This window comes from Staphylococcus sp. M0911 (assembly GCF_003491325.1).
Lineage (GTDB): Bacteria > Bacillota > Bacilli > Staphylococcales > Staphylococcaceae > Staphylococcus > Staphylococcus warneri_A.
This window is the reverse complement of the sequence record NZ_CP022881.1, coordinates 1,498,793-1,514,740: the sequence shown is the minus strand read 5'-3', so window position 1 is coordinate 1,514,740 and position 15,948 is coordinate 1,498,793. Positions and strand designations below refer to the sequence as shown.

Here is a 15,948-nt window from a genome sequence, read left to right as displayed (position 1 = left end):
TTTTTTTAACCTTCCAATGTGAAGGTTATTTTTATTGTCCAAAACGTGCTGATGACAATTAAAAGATTTAGGTGAAGATGGCGAATATCAATATGTGGCTAAAATAGATAAGAAAACGTCTAAGTTATGTCATTCAATCAACGGAAAAGTATTTAAAGTTAAATAAATGATTCCAGGTGTAAATGCGCCACCTATGCATCCATGGTGTAGAAGTACCACAGTGCCACATGTAGGGAATTGGCGAGACAAGTTCTTTAAAGAGCGTAAAGGTAAATATCAAGTAGAGAATAAAACATCTGAAAAAGAAAAATTACAAGAAAAAGCTAAAAAAGAAATGCTTGAAATGATAAGTAATGGTAAAATAAAAGTAGAAATTAATCCTGAAAAACAGAATAGACATAACAAAAATCATCACTTATTTATAAAAAGTAAAAGACAAGCAATAAGTAGTAATTATATGTTACCTAGTTATACAATTATATCCAATCGAAAACTTAATGAGTTATTAAAAGAGAAAGTAGGAACTGGAGAATTTTTAATATTAAAAGATAAGTTTAATCAAAAAGAAATAATAGATTTTGAAATTGTAATTGGAAAATCATTTGTAAATGGCCAATATTTAGATACAACTTTTGGAAAAGTACATTATTCAAAAACAGGGACACATGTAGTTCCATATGTTAAAAAGGAGGTTGAATAATGAGAATTGCAAAGGCCTATGGTCGAAAAGTTAATGTAATTTTAAAAGATAATAATAATATAATTGGAAATGTCATTAATTTTGAAAACCCTATTGAAAGTGATACTGGAAATTTCGTAATGGATTTAGATACATCACAGGGTATATATTCTATAGATGACTCTGAAATTGAAGATATTCAAATAATTACAAAATAGCATCCTTTCTACACAAATAAATAGAAAGTGGTGCTATTTTTATACCCAATTTTAACCTTCCAATGTGAAGGTTATTTTTTATTGTCCAAAACGTGCTGATTACAATTAAAAGATTTAGGTGAAGATGGCGAATATAAATATGTGGCCAAAATAGATAAGAAAACATCTAAACTATGTCATTAACTCAACGGCAAAGTATTTAAAGTTAAAGAAATGATTCCAGGTGTAAATGCGCCACCTATGCATCCATGGTGTAGAAGTACCACAGTGCCACATGTAGGGAATTGGCGAGACAAGTTCTTTAAAGAGCGTAAAGGTAAATATCAAGTAGAGAATAAAGTATCTGAAAAAGAAAAATTACAAGAAAAAGCTAAAAAAGAAATGCTTGAAATGATAAGTAATGGTAAAATAAAAGTAGAAATTAATCCTGAAAAACAAAATAGACATATGTTAGGTCATAAGCTATATGAAGAAAATAGGAAAAATGCTATTTTAAAGAACAATAAATTACCTAGCTATACAGAAATACCTATTGATTTATTAAATAAATTATTAAAAGAAAAAAATACCACTGGGGAATTAATATTAAGTGGAAAAAGATTTGATAGAAAGGAGATTATTGATTTTAAACAAATAATTGGAAAAGTGTATATTAATAATTACTATATTACAACTAGTTTAGGAAAAGTACATTATTCAAAAACAGGTGCACATATAGTACCGTACATTAATAAGTAGGTGAGAATATTGAGAATTGTAGACACATATCGTAAAGATGTTGTTATAACACTTTTAAATAATGATATATATAAAGGATTTGTGACAGACTATGAAAATGAATTCGAAAGTGAAACAGGAAATATTGTTGTCTATTTAGAAAATGACCTAGGAATATTTTCATTTGATGAATCAGAAATTAAAGAAATACAAACAATCACCCAATAGCATCCTTTCTACATAAAAATATAGAAAGTGGTGCTATTTTTATACATTTTTTTAACCTTCCAATGTGAAGGTTATTTTTATTGTCCAAAACGTGCTGATGACATTTTAAAAGCAAGTATGGAATATCAGTCGACAGACTATAAACGGAGGTATATCTCATGGAGAATAATCAAAGTAATATTACTGAAGAACCTAAGAACAATGAGGAATTAAACAACAGTGATGAACAATCACAATAAACTGAGAAAACTTTTTCTCAAGAAGAAGTATCACAAATACTTAAAGACCGTTTGACCAGAGAACGTAAGAAGTCAGATGAACGTATTAAAGATGCTGTTCAAGAAGCTGAGAAATTAGCCAAGATGAATCGTGATCAGAAGACTCAATATGAACTTGAAAAAGTTCTGAAAGAAAATCAAGAACTCAAAGCAGAAAAAGCTTTGAATCAAATGAAAGAGGAAACACGATTAATGCTTAAAGAAGCTGGTGTGGACAATGTTGATGACCAGGTAGTCTAAAAAATGTCTTCCGTGAACATATAATAAAAGCACCACTCTCTTATCTCTTAAAGAATGATGCTTTCAAAATACTTATCTATATCAATTCTAATAATCGATTAACATTTTCTTCAGTTGTGGCCCAACTTGTCGCAAATCTTACAACTCGATGTTGATCATCATATTTTTCCCAAACGGCAAATTTTACTTTTTGTTTTAATTCATTAATTTTATCGTTACTTAAAATGAAGAATTGTTGGTTAGTGGGTGAATCAAAATATAGTCGATATCCTTTTTTAAGGAAACCTTCTTTCATTTTATTGGCCATTTCTATCGCATGGCGGCTAATTTTGAAATATAAATCATCTGTAAATAATTCAAGAAATTGTATGCCGGTTAATCGTCCTTTAGCTAATAGGGCACCATGATGTTTAATACGTGTCGTAAAATGTTTGGGTTCATTCTGCTTCGTAAATACAACTGCTTCTCCACATAATGCACCGATTTTAGTTCCACCGATATAAAAAATATCACAGAAATTCGCAACATCTTCAATAGTCATATCTGATTGATCACTCATCAAACCATAACCTAAGCGCGCACCGTCCATAAAAAGGGGTAGATTATGTTTTCGGCAAACGTTAGATAGTGCTTCTAATTCACTTTTTGAATATAATGTACCGTATTCAGTAGGATGGGAAATGTATACCATACCAGGAAAGACCATATGATCACGTTTAAAATCACTATTAAAGGTTTCAATATAATCTTCAACACCGTTGGCAGTGATTTTTCCTTCTGATGAAGGGATTGTCAGTACTTTATGTCCACTATATTCAATTGCGCCGCCTTCATGTACTGCAACATGACCAGTTTCGGCTGAGATAACACCTTCATAGCTTTCTAACATGGAGTTAATCACGACTTGATTTGTTTGCGTACCTCCTACTAAAAAACGAATCGTTGCATCAGGACATTTGATTTTATGTTTAATTTGTTGGATAGCTTGATCAGTAAATTGATCAAATCCATATCCTGGAGCTTGAATTCGATTTGTTTCAATTAAACGTTGTAAAACTTTTTCATGTGCACCTTCTAAATAGTCATTTTCAAAAGATAACATTTACTTTCCCTCCAATATTACAATGAATTACTTTCCTTAATTAGTTAGATTATTCTGATAACTAAGATGGATGAATATATTATATCTTATTTTAAATATATTTCAAATATATTCCGAGCAATATAATGTCGAAATATATTTAATTACTTTTGTCGCTTTCGCTATTTATTGAATTATTTTTGGAAAAGCCGTATCATTTAATCAATAAAAAGAAAAGGGGATTAGAACATGGAACAAATTAAATTTAAGACTTTTACAGAAAGTAGTTTAGAAAAATTAGAAAGTACTTTAAATGAATTTTTAAAATCAGAAGAAGGGGCAAATTATCGTTTGTTAAATGTTACAATTAAACAGACTGAAGAACAAAAGTTTCCAAATATTGAGGAAGATTTCACTGCTTTTGTGACTTTAGTCAAAAATGAGTCAAATTAAAAGATAATATGTCGTTAGGAGTATATGTTTATGGAATTAAAGTTTTCTCATGATTTGGGTATGCTTTTTACGATATTACTTGCAATAGGTTTTGTAATTAATGTTGTTTTAGCATTTATTATTATATTTTTGGAGAGAAACCGACGTAGTGCAAGTTCTACATGGGCGTGGTTATTTGTACTATTTGTATTACCTTTAATTGGTTTTATCCTTTATTTATTCTTTGGACGTACAGTGTCTAAACGTAAGTTGGATAAAAATAATGGTAAAGAATTAGATGCCTTTAATGAACTTATTGATAAACAGATTAAGGATTTTGATGAACACAATTATGGTACTGATAACGAATTAGTAGCGAAACACCATGACCTAGTACGAATGTTACTTATGAATCAAGATGGATTTATTACTGAAAATAACCAACTTGATGTTTTTACAGATGGTCATGAATTATATGATCAAATGTTAGAAGATATTCGAAATGCTAAAGATTATATTCATTTAGAATACTTTGGCTTCGAATTGGATGGCTTAGGTAAACGTATCATCAAAGCATTAGAGGAAAAACTGAAAGAAGGTTTAGAAGTCAAATTATTATATGACGATGTCGGTTCTAAAAAAGTTGGAAGAGCTAATTTTAAACACTTTAATGAACTAGGCGGAGAAGTAGAGGCGTTTTTTGCTTCTAAATTACCTATTATCAATTTTAGAATGAACAACCGTAATCACCGTAAAATTGTAGTCATTGATGGACAAGTTGGCTATATAGGTGGCTTCAACGTTGGTGATGATTATCTTGGTTTAGGTAAATTAGGTTATTGGAGAGATACGCATTTTAGAATTGCTGGAGATGCAGTTGATGGTTTACAAACTCGATTTATGATGGACTGGAATTCACAAGCACATAGACCACAATTCGAATATAACGATAGATATTTCCCGAAAAAGCATGTGCAAGATGGACATGTACCTATGCAAATTGTGGCGAGTAGTCCAGCAGAAGATTGGCATCAAATTGAATTTGGTTATACTAAAATGATTATGAAAGCGAAAAAGTCGATTTATATACAAACGCCTTATTTTATTCCAGATAATTCATATATCAATGCTTTGAAAATGGCAGCAGCGACTGGTATTGAGGTACATTTAATGATTCCTTGTAAGCCAGACCATCCATTTGTTTATTGGGCAACATTTGCGAATGCGGCACAATTATTAGAAAGTGGTGTCCATATTTATACATATGAAAATGGATTCCTACATTCTAAAGTATGTTTAATTGATGATGAGGTCGTGTCAGTCGGTTCAGCAAACATGGACTATAGAAGTTTTGAATTAAACTTTGAGGTTAATGCATTTGTGTATGATAAAGATATGGCTAAAAAAATTAAACAAGCTTATAAAGAAGATATTAAAAAGTCAAAAGAATTAACAATAGAAGGCTATAGAAATCGTTCATTAACAATTAAAATTAAAGAAGATTTAGCTAAACTTATTTCACCAATTTTATAATAAACAAAAAATCTGTCACTAATGGTGGCAGTTTTTTTGTTTATTATAAGTATATTATGTAAAGTATGTGACAAATGTCATATCTAAATAATGACAAACGCTACTATTTTGAGTTATACAAACTTGATATTCTGTATTCAACTCAAAAAAGAGGTGGTATAAATGATAAAAATAAATCATTTAAGTAAACAATTTAACAATGTCAATGTACTTGAAAATATTAACTTAAATATAGAAGATGGGATTTGCACGGCACTCATTGGCAAGAATGGGGCAGGAAAATCAACATTAATCGATATTATTATTGGTAATAAAGCAATGGAATTTGGTGAAATTATTGATAAACATAGTTTAATTAATAGAAAATATATGGCTGTTTTATATCAAAAAACACATTTTCCAAAATTAGTAAAAGTAAAAGAGTTATTTAATTTATATTGTAGTTTATACCAAGAGCATATTTCTAAAGAGGATTTTATGAATATCACTAACTTTGACGAACAATTGTTAAATCAATGGGCTTCAAAGCTTTCTGGTGGACAACAAAGAATTTTAGATTTTGCCTTAACAGTTACTGGTAGACCAAAGTTACTTATATTAGATGAGCCAACCACTGCAATGGATATTGAAACGAGAGAACATTTTTGGAAAATAATCAATCGATTTAAAAGTGAAGGTATGACCATCTTATATACCACACATTATATAGAGGAAGTAGAAAGAATGGCAGATCAAATTGCTTTATTAGAAAATGGTCATATTAAAATTAAGGGAGATATAAATAAAATAAAGTCATTAGAAAAAACATCCTACATATATATTCCACTTAAATATAAAGATGAAGTTCAAAAACTGGCTATTAATTTTATATTCAAAAAATTAGAACAAAAGTTCGAAATTAAAACAAAACAAGTCAAGGACATATTAATAGAAATGATGAATCAGAATATTGATTTAAATGAAATTGAAATATATAAATCATCTCTATTAGAAGTGCTATTTAATAAGTCGCATATCAGTGAGGAGGAAATATAATGCTAATGTCTTATTTTACAATCGAATTTAAAGTCCTACTTAGGAAAAGATTATATTTAATCATGTCCATATGTTTACCACTATTTTTTTATCTTTTATTCACTTCTATATTAGATTTGCCTAAGTCTGAAAGAATAATATTTTATAAGGAATATATGTATAGTATGGTAGTATTTAGTTGTATGAACTTTTGTTTGATTTCATTTCCTATTGATATGATTGAAGAAAGAACAAATGGGTGGTTTAAGCATCTTATGACCACACCTCTCAATATAACGTCATATTATTTGGTTAAAGTTAGTAAGACTACTTTTCAGTTTTTATTAGCTATTGTATTAATATTTGTAGTAGCACATTTTTATAATAACGTAAATATGGAAATGATAAAGTGGATAAAATCTGCAGTTATATTATGGATAGGTGCTAGTTTGTTGTTAACATTAGGTTTAATTATTGCTCAATTTAACGATACTCAAAAAGCAAGCAGTATTGCTAACTTAATAGGTATAGGATTAGCGATTTTAGGAGGTTTATGGTTCCCAACTAACACATTTCCTAATTGGTTACAAACTATTTCTAAATTAACACCTACTTATCATCTTAAACATTTGGCTTATCGTTTAAGTAAAGGTGATAGTCTCGATTTTACTTCTTTTGGAATAATATTTTTTTATAGCGTGATATTTTTAATTATCGCAATACTGATTAATAAACAGAAAGCAGTGGATTAATATGGCAAATGTATCCGTTTGGACAAAAATTGGAACTAGAATAACTCCTTTAATTTATTTGATTTTTCCGATATTAAACCTTATCGATTACAGTATTGACAGACCCAAATTGGAATATTTACTGATTCTAATCATTTTTGTAATTGATTATATCACAATTGTTTTTTACTATAATCACGTGAGTGATAAAACACTGTATACAATGTTTTTGATTCACTATATATTATTAGATTATTTTGTTATATGTAAACAACCGATGAATGCATTATTTTATTTCTTTAGTGCATTTGCTATTCCTTTCATGTTGAAAAAAGGATTTAAGTCTAAATATTTTATTACATTTGTTATTGCGATGATAGTAACACTAGGAATCACGTTTATTATTATAAATGATGCAACATTACCTTTATCAATTTATTTTGTGGTCATATTTTTAATGTGTGTAGGGAATATTTATGCTTTAGAAGAGCGTAAAATGAAAGAAAAACTTACAGAACAGAATAAATACATTAATATTCTAATAGCGGAACAAGAACGATCACGTATAGGACAAGATTTGCATGATACATTAGGTCACGTTTTTGCAAGTTTAACCTTAAAATCAGAGCTGGCTATGAAACTGATTGATCAACAACCAGCTAAAGCTAGAGATGAAATAGAATCTATCAATGAACTATCAAAAGACACGTTAAAAAAAGTGAGAAATATAATAGAAAATCTTCAAACGCCTTCATTTCAAGAAGAAGTTAAAGCAGTATCGACAATTTTAAAAGATGCTCAAATTGATTTTGCTTTTTCTAACACACAAATAGTAGCATCTTTAAATCCAGCTAAACAGGCTTTGGTATCCATGATTTTAAAAGAGGCGATAAATAATATTATTAAACATGCTAATGCAACTGCAGTTAAAATTAATTTAAGTGATTATCAAAATTGCATTATGTTAACTATCCAAGATAACGGTATAGGAATGAATAATAAAGATAAAGAAAAGCTGAGTAGTATTCGGAGTAGAGTAAATTATTTAAACGGAGAACTAAATATTGAAAATCACAATGGAACTAAACTAACAATCTGTGTACCTAGAGGTGAAATGATGTGATTACAATGATTATAGCTGAAGATCAACATATGCTTAGAAAAGCTATGGTACAACTTATCGAATTAAATGATGATTTGAAGGTAATAGCAGATGTAGGAAATGGTAATGAGGCATTAGAGTTAATAAAAACATATGAACCTGATATTGCAATTCTAGATATAGAAATGCCAGGTATGACTGGTATTGAAGTCTTAGCAGAATCTAAAGCGTTAAAATTACAGACCAAAATTATCGTTGTTACAACTTTTAAAAGACCAGGATATTTTGAAAAAGCTGTAGCAAATGATGTAGATGCATATGTTTTAAAAGAGCGATCCATAGATGAATTAGTAAATACTATTCAGAAGGTAGTTAAAGGGAAGAAAGAATATAGTGATAGCTTGATGACATCATTAATTACGTACACCAATCCATTAACGCACAAAGAACAAGTTGTCTTACGAGAAATCGGTAATGGATTAAGTAGTAAGGATATTGCAGATAAATTATATTTATCAAATGGAACAATACGTAATTATACCTCATCTATTATTGATAAACTTGAAGCAGAAAATCGTTTTGATGCTTGGAAAATTGCCACAAATAATGGGTGGATATAATTAGCTTGGTTGTTTATCAACATGTTCTGAAAGTAATTTTAAAATTTCAATTGCTTTATAAGTTGGTGTTTCAATGCTTAAAGTATGATCGAATGTATGATTTTGGGGTGTTTTAACTTTATAAGTAATTTCATAGCTATCAATGATGCAATCTATAATTTCCATAATTTCCCCCTCCTAAAAATTTTATTGAATTAATTGTTTTATTAATTTTTATATACCACAAATTTTACAAATTATTCCTCTAATATTCACATAAATGTTACAAAATAAATATTTTTTTGAAATGAAAAAAGGCCATTGAATTTGATTTCAATGGCACGCTTTGTTTATTATTGATATTTTATAAAATTAATTGCTATTATTTTCTTTTTTCCATGAAATTAGTAATTAAATAAACGATAAATCCTACAAAAATCCCTAAAAATAATGCAACTACGGCAGAAACTATAGTTGGGAATTTGAATACGACTTGCATTACAATACCTATTATAATTGCCACAATGACTGCTATAAGTGTGACTCTATTCTCACTAGACATATTGTTAATTCACTCCTATCATTGATTATTATATCATGGTCATGCTTGTTTAAAAATTTTTATTTAGTATTGACGCTATGATTATTATTCATTATGATTAGTCAGGATAAATAAGTAAGAATGGGTGACATCAATGAAATCGAAAAAGTCTTTATCAACACTCGTGTTGGTAATCATAGTTGTTTGTGTATTATTGTTTCAATTTATTAATCATACTGGACCATTTAGTGGATCTAAATCTGAAAATACTAGTACAGAATTAAAAGGAAAGGAAAAAGTCCATATTGATAGGGTAGTTGACGGTGATACATTTGTAGCAAAACAGGGCAACAAAAAAATTAAAGTGCGTTTAATTGGTGTTGATACGCCTGAAACAGTTAAACCGAACACACCTGTTCAACCATATGGTAAAGAAGCTTCAAACTATAGTAAGAAAACTTTAACCAATAAAGATGTATATCTTGAATATGATAAAGAAAAAAATGATAGATATGGTAGAACATTAGCATATGTATGGCTAGATAAAGATCATATGTATAATAAAGAACTAATTGAAAAAGGTTTAGCAAGAGAGAAGTACTTTGCGCCAAACGGGAAGTATAGAGATGTATTTAAAAAAGCTCAAAATGAAGCTAAGAAAAACAAAGTTAATATTTGGAGTTAATATATAATAAATAGGCCTATACAATTTATGGATATCATTTCATAAATGTATTGGCCTTTTATCATATCAATTTTAATTAAATTGTTGTGTAATTTGTTCAACTTGATCTTTAGTTAGTGGATGTTTAGATAAACTTACTGCATCGCTAATCACTTTTTCAAGTGATGATTTAGTTGAAACTGTGTCTACATATTTGTCGCTTTCTTCAGAACCTTCGATAATATTGACAGTTCCATCATTAAAATACACCACACCGATACTTTGAATTTTGAAATTAAACTGTGACTCGATTTGGTCTTTTAATGCTTTAGCGTTATTAGCAGCTTGTTGGTATGGATCATAATCATAAAATTCATAAATCACTCGATTATCTTGAAGCATTTCAATAAATGTATAGACACCTTCACGAGTAGTATTGAATTGTTTATGATACTGTTCACTAATATAATGTCCAACTATTTTATCTCTATTTAGAGGTTGTTGGTCTAAATTAATATGCTTATCAGGCACATCAAAATGATAGAAAGTTTTTTGGTTCCAATGTTTAACATCAACATTGATTAAACCGACATCAGTAACAATAATAAAATCAAATGATCTTACATAATCAAATAATGGATGTTTAGTGGCAAGGTTACTCGTTGCTATAATGTTATATACATTTAATTGACCACTTTCCACAAATTGATCTAAGATACCTCGTAAATCACGCTTCGCATTTTTGAATGCATGTGGGCTAATGCCTTTGTTGGTACTTAGCATTTGATTTTTTAAAGAAAGATTTTCCTCACTTAAAGCTGAATTTTTGGCTACGATTTGATTTTTTGCATATTCTTCAGTTTCAACTCTACTTTTTAAATACTGTTGATTCAAGAAAAATGCGATAATCAAAACAATGATGATAATTATTAGAATTATCGATAAAGTTGACATAATTTTCACCCGAATCTATTTAGATTTAAACAGTAATGCATATGTATGATAGTGATATGAAATATTAATTTTTATGAAAAAGAAAATAATATATATAATCAAAATCACACAATTGATAACTCAATATTGATTATAAACTTACATTTAATGATGTTCAATCTATTGTAAGTGAAATTAAGAATAATATTTGAAATTTTAACGTTATAGACACTTTTAATAAATAACCATTGGAGTAACCACCAATTAAGATAAAATAATAAAAAATTATCAATATATTAAATATAATTTTTACTAATTGTTCACAAATAATCAATTGAAAAAGATGTAGCTAGAAGGTATAATATAGGGTATGAAAGCGTTTACTAAGAAGGTGGTGTACATGTATATGGAAGAACATTCAAATACTCAAACTTTAGTTGAAGCATTAATTCAATCATCATCACAATCTTTCAAATTTCATGGTGTTGTAGCAATGCAGTTATTTTTAAGTGATGACCTTGAGCTACCTTCAAAAGTAGATATTTGTGTAGAACGAAAAAAGTTAATAGATGTTGTCAAAGCTATACCTAATTATTTTAATGTTCGCTTTTTTAATAAAGCTGGTGAATGTTCCGATAGTCATAACATGTCATTAAAAGAAATTACACATGCAAATGTTTATGATGAAGAGCGTCAAATTATGGAGATTTTTGTATATGATGTTGTGAATGATGAGTGGATATTTAGGTTGAATTCCCAAATTCGTTTGCCTAAGAATAATATTTATTTCCATTCATTAAATTATGGTGTGGATTATATTAAACCGGAAATCGTACTGATGTATGATTTATTAGATAACCAAAACTATCATCAATTCTCGAATTATAAAAAAGTAATTGATTCATTGAGTTACTATCAATTTTTCATTCTTAAACTTGTTGTGGGTGAAAAAAGAATTAAAGAAGCTATTTTAAATAATAAAAAGATATTAGAAGCTTAAAAGCAACTTTCTAAAGGACTAGATTTTGTCCTATTTAGAAAGTTGCTTTTTTAATTAATCTTTTATGCAAACACCATGATAACAGAATTCATATGTTGCTCTTACAGCTTTTTCTGCGTCTTCTAATTTGATACCAAACATCATTGAAATTTCAGATGCCCCTTGGTTAATCATTTTTAAATTAATATTAGATTCTGCAAGTGCATGGGTAATTTTACTGGCAGTACCAATAACTCTATTCATTCCTTCACCAACAATCATTAAAATTGCAAGGTCGTGATCGATACTCAATTCATCAACATCACAATGTCTTTGTATATCGTTTAGTACACGACTTTCTACATCTCTTATTTGGTCAGAGCGCATGACAAGACTGATATTATCTATACCTGAAGGCATATGATCAAATGAAATATTATAATCTTCAAGAACACCTAAAATCTTTCTTGTGAAACCAACTTGTCTGTTCATCAAGTATTTTTTGATATTAATAACAGTAAAATCTTTATCACAACTAATACCACTTATAACATTTTTAGAATTGATTTCCCTATCATGTAAGATAAATGTGCCTTTATCTTCAGGACGGTTTGTATTCTTAATAACAACAGGGATGCGGTCTTTATGTAAAGGTTGTAGCGCCTCATCATGGAATACACTAAAACCAGCGTATGAAAGTTCACGCATTTCTCTATAAGTTATTTCTTCGATAATTTCAGGATTTTTAATAATGTTAGGATTTGCCTTGAATATACCAGATACATCTGTAAAGTTCTCATATAGGGATGCTTTAACACCTCGAGCAATAATAGCACCCGTAATATCTGAGCCACCTCTAGGAAAAGTAACTATAAAATTATGTTTGGAAACGCCAAAGAATCCAGGAATGATTAATTTCTCTTTGTAATCATTTAATTTGAATATTTGTTCATAGGCAGAATCTAAAATTTGAGCTTGTTTAGGTAAATCAGTGACTAAAATACCTGCATCTTTCGGTGAAATATATTTAGTAGGAACACCTTGGCTATTGTTGTAAGCTGCGATAAGTTGTGCATTAAAGTCTTCGCCGCATGACACAATAGCATCATAAAGACGTGCAGGTTTATCTTTAAGTTCACGGATATGTTTTTCCAAAGTTTCATCAATTGTAGTAAGAATATCACGGTCCATATCTAATTCTTCAACAATATCTGCATAACGTTGAATAATCTCATGCTTTTTATGTTGATAGTCAATGTTGTTGATGACTTTTTCATATAAACGAATGAGTAAGTCAGTCGTTTTAATATCATCACTTGAACGTTTTCCTGGAGCAGAAACGATAATAATCTTACGTTCTGGATCATCATTAACAATTTTTAATACTTTTTTAATTTGCTTGGCGTTAGAGACTGAACTGCCTCCAAATTTAGCTACTTTCATAATAAAACAACCTTTCTAAAAAATCAGAAAATTTTATTTAGTTTTTCGGTGGAGCGTGGTACTATAAAGTTATATTTTCATTATTGTGAACTTTACAAAAATTAAGAATAATTCTATACTATACCATCATATAGTATTTTTCAACGATACATTTGTTTTTCTCAAGTGAACAAGGAGGTACAGCAACATGAAGGAATTAAATATTGCATTACTTGGCTTAGGTACTGTAGGATCAGGCGTTGTTAAAATTATTGAAGAGAATAGGCAACAAATTAAAGATACGCTCAATAAAGATATTGTTATCAAACATATACTTGTTCGTGACAAATCTAAGAAACGTCCATTAAATATTAGTCAATATCACTTAACTGAAGATGTAAATGAAATTTTAAATGATGACACTATTGATATTGTTGTGGAAGTTATGGGAGGCATTGAACCTACAGTTGATTGGTTACGTAGTGCTTTAAAGAATAAAAAACATGTCATTACTGCGAATAAAGATTTATTAGCAGTACATTTAAAATTACTTGAAGATTTGGCAGAAGCTAACGGTGTTGCTTTAAAATTTGAAGCTAGTGTTGCAGGTGGTATTCCTATTGTGAATGCAATTAATAATGGTTTGAATGCCAATAATATATCTAAATTTATGGGGATTTTAAATGGAACATCAAACTTTATTCTTTCAAAGATGACTCAAGATCAAACAACATTTGAAGATGCACTTGAGGAAGCTAAGCGTCTAGGTTTTGCTGAAGCTGATCCAACAGACGATGTAGATGGTGTAGACGCCGCTAGAAAAGTAGTAATTACGTCTTATCTATCATTTAACCAAGTGATTAAACTTAATGATGTTCAATTGACAGGTATTAGAAATACGACATTAAGTGATATCAATGCGGCAAAGGCACTAGGATATAAAATTAAATTGATTGGTAAGGGAACTTATAATAATGGAAAGGTTAATGCATCCGTAGAACCTACTTTGATCGATGAAAAGCATCAACTTGCGGCAGTTGAAAATGAGTATAATGCCATTTATGTCATTGGTGATGCTGTAGGAGATACAATGTTTTATGGTAAAGGTGCAGGTAGTTTAGCTACAGGCAGTGCTGTAGTGAGTGATTTACTGAATGTTGCTTTATTCTTTGAATCAAATTTACATACGCTACCACCTCATTTTGAATTGAAAACTGAAGAGACAAGAGAAATGATGGATAATGAAGAAGCCGTTCTCGTTCAAGAAAAGTTAAACTTTTATGTAGTGCTTAAATCTCAAGCACAGTCTGAAGAAAAGTTAGAAAAAGAGCTTAAATCACATTTACCATTCCATAAATCATTAAAGGTAACTAAGCGTGACGCAGATACGTATGCAATAGTAATTTTAGGATTAGATCAATCACCTGAACAATTATTAAATGATGCAGGATTTGATGTTAATAAAGTTTATCCAGTAGAAGGGGTTTAATACTTATGAAAAGATGGCAAGGTTTAGTTAGAGAATTTGAAACATATTTACCTGTAAATGATCAAACACCTCAATTAACGTTGAATGAAGGTAATACACCGTTAATTTATTGTGCAAATATGTCGGAGATGCTTGGGATTGAATTATACGTGAAATATGAAGGTGCGAACCCAACAGGTTCTTTTAAAGATAGAGGTATGGTTATGGCTGTAACTAAAGCAAAAGAACAAGGTAAAAAAATTGTTATTTGTGCGTCAACAGGTAATACGTCAGCATCTGCAGCGGCATATGCAGCGAGAGCAGGATTAAAAGCAATAGTAGTTATTCCTGAAGGTAAAATTGCTTTAGGTAAATTATCACAAGCAGTAATGTATGGTGCGGAAATCGTATCTATCGAAGGAAATTTTGATGAAGCTTTAGAAATAGTAAAAGAAATTGCTAAAAATGGCGATATTGAATTGGTGAACTCTGTTAATCCATTTAGAATAGAAGGGCAGAAAACGGGTGCCTTTGAGTTAGTAGAACAACTTGACGGAGAAGCGCCAGATATTTTGGCGATTCCAGTTGGGAATGCAGGTAACATAACTGCATATTGGAAAGGTTTCAAGGAATATCATGAGAAAAAAGGTAGTCAACTACCACAATTATTTGGTTTCCAAGCAGAAGGCGCGTCACCAATCGTTCAAAATAAGGTCATTAAAAATCCAGAAACAGTCGCTACTGCTATTCGTATTGGAAATCCTGCGAGTTGGGAGAAAGCGACTAATGCACTAAACGAATCAAATGGCTTAATTGATAGTGTGACAGATGAAGAAATCTTAGAAGCTTATCAAATGATGACATCTAAGGAAGGGGTATTCAGTGAACCTGCTAGTAATGCCTCAATTGCAGGTTTAATTAAATTAAAACGTGCTGGTCGCTTACCACAAGGCAAAAAAGTTGTAGCTGTTTTAACAGGAAACGGTTTGAAAGATCCAGACACAGCTATTTCTTTACTAGACAACCCAATTCAACCACTTCCTAATGATAAAGAAAGCATCATTAAGTATATTAAAGGAGCTTTATAAT

Annotated in this window: 17 protein-coding genes and 4 pseudogenes; 16 read left to right on the top strand and 5 right to left on the bottom strand. The window is 29.8% G+C overall.

Annotated features, from left to right (window positions below; all coding sequences use genetic code 11):
* Nucleotides 1-58: 58 nt before the first annotated feature.
* From ssp1_RS07345 to ssp1_RS07320, 6 genes and pseudogenes are all read left to right on the top strand, one after another.
* A pseudogene (locus ssp1_RS07345) lies at nt 59-700 on the top strand (polymorphic toxin type 50 domain-containing protein); the annotation flags it as partial.
* Nucleotides 700-897, top strand: coding sequence for a hypothetical protein (locus ssp1_RS07340; protein ID WP_075778674.1), 198 nt, complete (start codon nt 700-702; stop codon nt 895-897). The pseudogene ssp1_RS07345 and the gene ssp1_RS07340, both read left to right, overlap by 1 nt.
* A 105-nt stretch (nt 898-1,002) precedes the next feature.
* Nucleotides 1,003-1,635 (top strand): annotated as a pseudogene (locus ssp1_RS07335) (polymorphic toxin type 50 domain-containing protein); the annotation flags it as partial.
* A gap of 9 nt (nt 1,636-1,644) precedes the next feature.
* The gene (locus ssp1_RS07330) at nt 1,645-1,842 is read left to right on the top strand and encodes a hypothetical protein (protein ID WP_058709383.1); all 198 of its coding nucleotides are present in this window, start codon (nt 1,645-1,647) and stop codon (nt 1,840-1,842) included.
* A 45-nt stretch (nt 1,843-1,887) separates the two neighbouring features.
* Nucleotides 1,888-2,007 (top strand): annotated as a pseudogene (locus ssp1_RS07325) (hypothetical protein); the annotation flags it as partial.
* A pseudogene (locus tag ssp1_RS07320) lies at nt 2,001-2,357 on the top strand (capsid assembly scaffolding protein Gp46 family protein); the annotation flags it as partial. The pseudogenes ssp1_RS07325 and ssp1_RS07320, both read left to right, overlap by 7 nt.
* Before the next feature lie 79 nt (nt 2,358-2,436).
* Here the strand turns inward: ssp1_RS07320 and ssp1_RS07315 are convergent.
* Nucleotides 2,437-3,462, bottom strand: a complete 1,026-nt coding sequence (locus tag ssp1_RS07315) for a threonine aldolase family protein (protein WP_075778849.1) — start codon at nt 3,460-3,462, stop codon at nt 2,437-2,439.
* A 228-nt stretch (nt 3,463-3,690) separates the two neighbouring features.
* Here ssp1_RS07315 and ssp1_RS07310 point away from each other — a divergent pair, with 228 nt between their 5' ends.
* From ssp1_RS07310 to ssp1_RS07285, 6 genes are all read left to right on the top strand, one after another.
* Nucleotides 3,691-3,894, top strand: coding sequence for a hypothetical protein (locus tag ssp1_RS07310; protein ID WP_002451279.1), 204 nt, complete (start codon nt 3,691-3,693; stop codon nt 3,892-3,894).
* Nucleotides 3,895-3,924: 30 nt separating this feature from the next.
* Nucleotides 3,925-5,406 (top strand): cardiolipin synthase, encoded by a 1,482-nt coding sequence (cls, locus tag ssp1_RS07305; RefSeq protein ID WP_107533041.1) that lies wholly within the window; start codon nt 3,925-3,927, stop codon nt 5,404-5,406.
* 162 nt (nt 5,407-5,568) lie between these two features.
* Nucleotides 5,569-6,441, top strand: a complete 873-nt coding sequence (locus ssp1_RS07300) for an ABC transporter ATP-binding protein (RefSeq protein ID WP_075778846.1) — start codon at nt 5,569-5,571, stop codon at nt 6,439-6,441.
* On the top strand, nt 6,441-7,172 hold the full coding sequence (locus ssp1_RS07295; RefSeq protein WP_107536127.1) for an ABC transporter permease: 732 nt from the start codon (nt 6,441-6,443) through the stop codon (nt 7,170-7,172). Before ssp1_RS07300 ends, ssp1_RS07295 begins: the two co-directional genes overlap by 1 nt.
* A gap of 256 nt (nt 7,173-7,428) precedes the next feature.
* Nucleotides 7,429-8,274 carry a sensor histidine kinase gene (locus ssp1_RS07290; protein ID WP_119569595.1) on the top strand — a complete coding sequence of 282 codons (846 nt, stop codon included), beginning with the start codon at nt 7,429-7,431 and terminating at the stop codon, nt 8,272-8,274.
* Nucleotides 8,275-8,279: 5 nt separating this feature from the next.
* Entirely contained in the window at nt 8,280-8,873 is a 594-nt protein-coding gene (locus tag ssp1_RS07285) for a response regulator transcription factor (RefSeq protein WP_228077241.1), read from the top strand.
* Here the strand turns inward: ssp1_RS07285 and ssp1_RS11910 are convergent, their stop codons facing one another.
* Both ssp1_RS11910 and ssp1_RS07280 read right to left on the bottom strand, forming a co-directional pair.
* Nucleotides 8,874-9,038: a hypothetical protein gene (locus tag ssp1_RS11910; RefSeq protein ID WP_002451285.1), complete on the bottom strand. Its 165-nt coding sequence runs from the start codon at nt 9,036-9,038 to the stop codon at nt 8,874-8,876.
* A 196-nt stretch (nt 9,039-9,234) separates the two neighbouring features.
* The gene (locus tag ssp1_RS07280) at nt 9,235-9,414 is read right to left on the bottom strand and encodes a hypothetical protein (protein ID WP_075778842.1); all 180 of its coding nucleotides are present in this window, start codon (nt 9,412-9,414) and stop codon (nt 9,235-9,237) included.
* A 133-nt stretch (nt 9,415-9,547) separates the two neighbouring features.
* Here ssp1_RS07280 and nucI point away from each other — a divergent pair, with 133 nt between their 5' ends.
* Nucleotides 9,548-10,078: a thermonuclease NucI gene (nucI, locus tag ssp1_RS07275; RefSeq protein ID WP_075778841.1), complete on the top strand. Its 531-nt coding sequence runs from the start codon at nt 9,548-9,550 to the stop codon at nt 10,076-10,078.
* Between the two features lie 72 nt (nt 10,079-10,150).
* Here nucI and ssp1_RS07270 read toward each other — a convergent pair whose 3' ends face one another.
* The gene (locus tag ssp1_RS07270) at nt 10,151-11,011 is read right to left on the bottom strand and encodes a hypothetical protein (protein ID WP_075778840.1); all 861 of its coding nucleotides are present in this window, start codon (nt 11,009-11,011) and stop codon (nt 10,151-10,153) included.
* A gap of 379 nt (nt 11,012-11,390) precedes the next feature.
* Between ssp1_RS07270 and ssp1_RS07265 the strand changes: the two genes are divergently transcribed.
* Complete coding sequence (locus ssp1_RS07265; RefSeq protein ID WP_075778839.1) at nt 11,391-11,990, top strand: hypothetical protein; 600 nt, start codon at nt 11,391-11,393, stop codon at nt 11,988-11,990.
* A 54-nt stretch (nt 11,991-12,044) separates the two neighbouring features.
* On the opposite strand, the gene ssp1_RS07260 is transcribed toward ssp1_RS07265, so the two are convergent.
* Nucleotides 12,045-13,412, bottom strand: coding sequence for an aspartate kinase (locus ssp1_RS07260; protein ID WP_002451290.1), 1,368 nt, complete (start codon nt 13,410-13,412; stop codon nt 12,045-12,047).
* Between the two features lie 187 nt (nt 13,413-13,599).
* On the opposite strand from ssp1_RS07260, the gene ssp1_RS07255 reads away from it, so the two are divergent.
* Both ssp1_RS07255 and thrC read left to right on the top strand, forming a co-directional pair.
* Complete coding sequence (locus ssp1_RS07255; RefSeq protein WP_107536129.1) at nt 13,600-14,880, top strand: homoserine dehydrogenase; 1,281 nt, start codon at nt 13,600-13,602, stop codon at nt 14,878-14,880.
* Between the two features lie 5 nt (nt 14,881-14,885).
* Complete coding sequence (gene thrC, locus ssp1_RS07250; RefSeq protein WP_107533165.1) at nt 14,886-15,947, top strand: threonine synthase; 1,062 nt, start codon at nt 14,886-14,888, stop codon at nt 15,945-15,947.
* Nucleotide 15,948 lies beyond the last annotated feature (1 nt).

What these genes read in the sequence shown, in the direction of transcription:
- ssp1_RS07340 (WP_075778674.1), top strand. Translation starts at nt 700, where the DNA reads ATGAGAATTGCAAAGGCCTATGGTCGAAAAGTTAATGTAATTTTAAAA.
- ssp1_RS07315 (WP_075778849.1), bottom strand. Translation starts at nt 3,462, where the DNA reads ATGTTATCTTTTGAAAATGACTATTTAGAAGGTGCACATGAAAAAGTT.
- ssp1_RS07310 (WP_002451279.1), top strand. Translation starts at nt 3,691, where the DNA reads ATGGAACAAATTAAATTTAAGACTTTTACAGAAAGTAGTTTAGAAAAA.
- cls (WP_107533041.1), top strand. Translation starts at nt 3,925, where the DNA reads ATGGAATTAAAGTTTTCTCATGATTTGGGTATGCTTTTTACGATATTA.
- ssp1_RS07300 (WP_075778846.1), top strand. Translation starts at nt 5,569, where the DNA reads ATGATAAAAATAAATCATTTAAGTAAACAATTTAACAATGTCAATGTA.
- ssp1_RS07295 (WP_107536127.1), top strand. Translation starts at nt 6,441, where the DNA reads ATGCTAATGTCTTATTTTACAATCGAATTTAAAGTCCTACTTAGGAAA.
- ssp1_RS07290 (WP_119569595.1), top strand. Translation starts at nt 7,429, where the DNA reads ATGAATGCATTATTTTATTTCTTTAGTGCATTTGCTATTCCTTTCATG.
- ssp1_RS07285 (WP_228077241.1), top strand. Translation starts at nt 8,280, where the DNA reads ATGATTATAGCTGAAGATCAACATATGCTTAGAAAAGCTATGGTACAA.
- ssp1_RS11910 (WP_002451285.1), bottom strand. Translation starts at nt 9,038, where the DNA reads ATGGAAATTATAGATTGCATCATTGATAGCTATGAAATTACTTATAAA.
- ssp1_RS07280 (WP_075778842.1), bottom strand. Translation starts at nt 9,414, where the DNA reads ATGTCTAGTGAGAATAGAGTCACACTTATAGCAGTCATTGTGGCAATT.
- nucI (WP_075778841.1), top strand. Translation starts at nt 9,548, where the DNA reads ATGAAATCGAAAAAGTCTTTATCAACACTCGTGTTGGTAATCATAGTT.
- ssp1_RS07270 (WP_075778840.1), bottom strand. Translation starts at nt 11,011, where the DNA reads ATGTCAACTTTATCGATAATTCTAATAATTATCATCATTGTTTTGATT.
- ssp1_RS07265 (WP_075778839.1), top strand. Translation starts at nt 11,391, where the DNA reads ATGTATATGGAAGAACATTCAAATACTCAAACTTTAGTTGAAGCATTA.
- ssp1_RS07260 (WP_002451290.1), bottom strand. Translation starts at nt 13,412, where the DNA reads ATGAAAGTAGCTAAATTTGGAGGCAGTTCAGTCTCTAACGCCAAGCAA.
- ssp1_RS07255 (WP_107536129.1), top strand. Translation starts at nt 13,600, where the DNA reads ATGAAGGAATTAAATATTGCATTACTTGGCTTAGGTACTGTAGGATCA.
- thrC (WP_107533165.1), top strand. Translation starts at nt 14,886, where the DNA reads ATGAAAAGATGGCAAGGTTTAGTTAGAGAATTTGAAACATATTTACCT.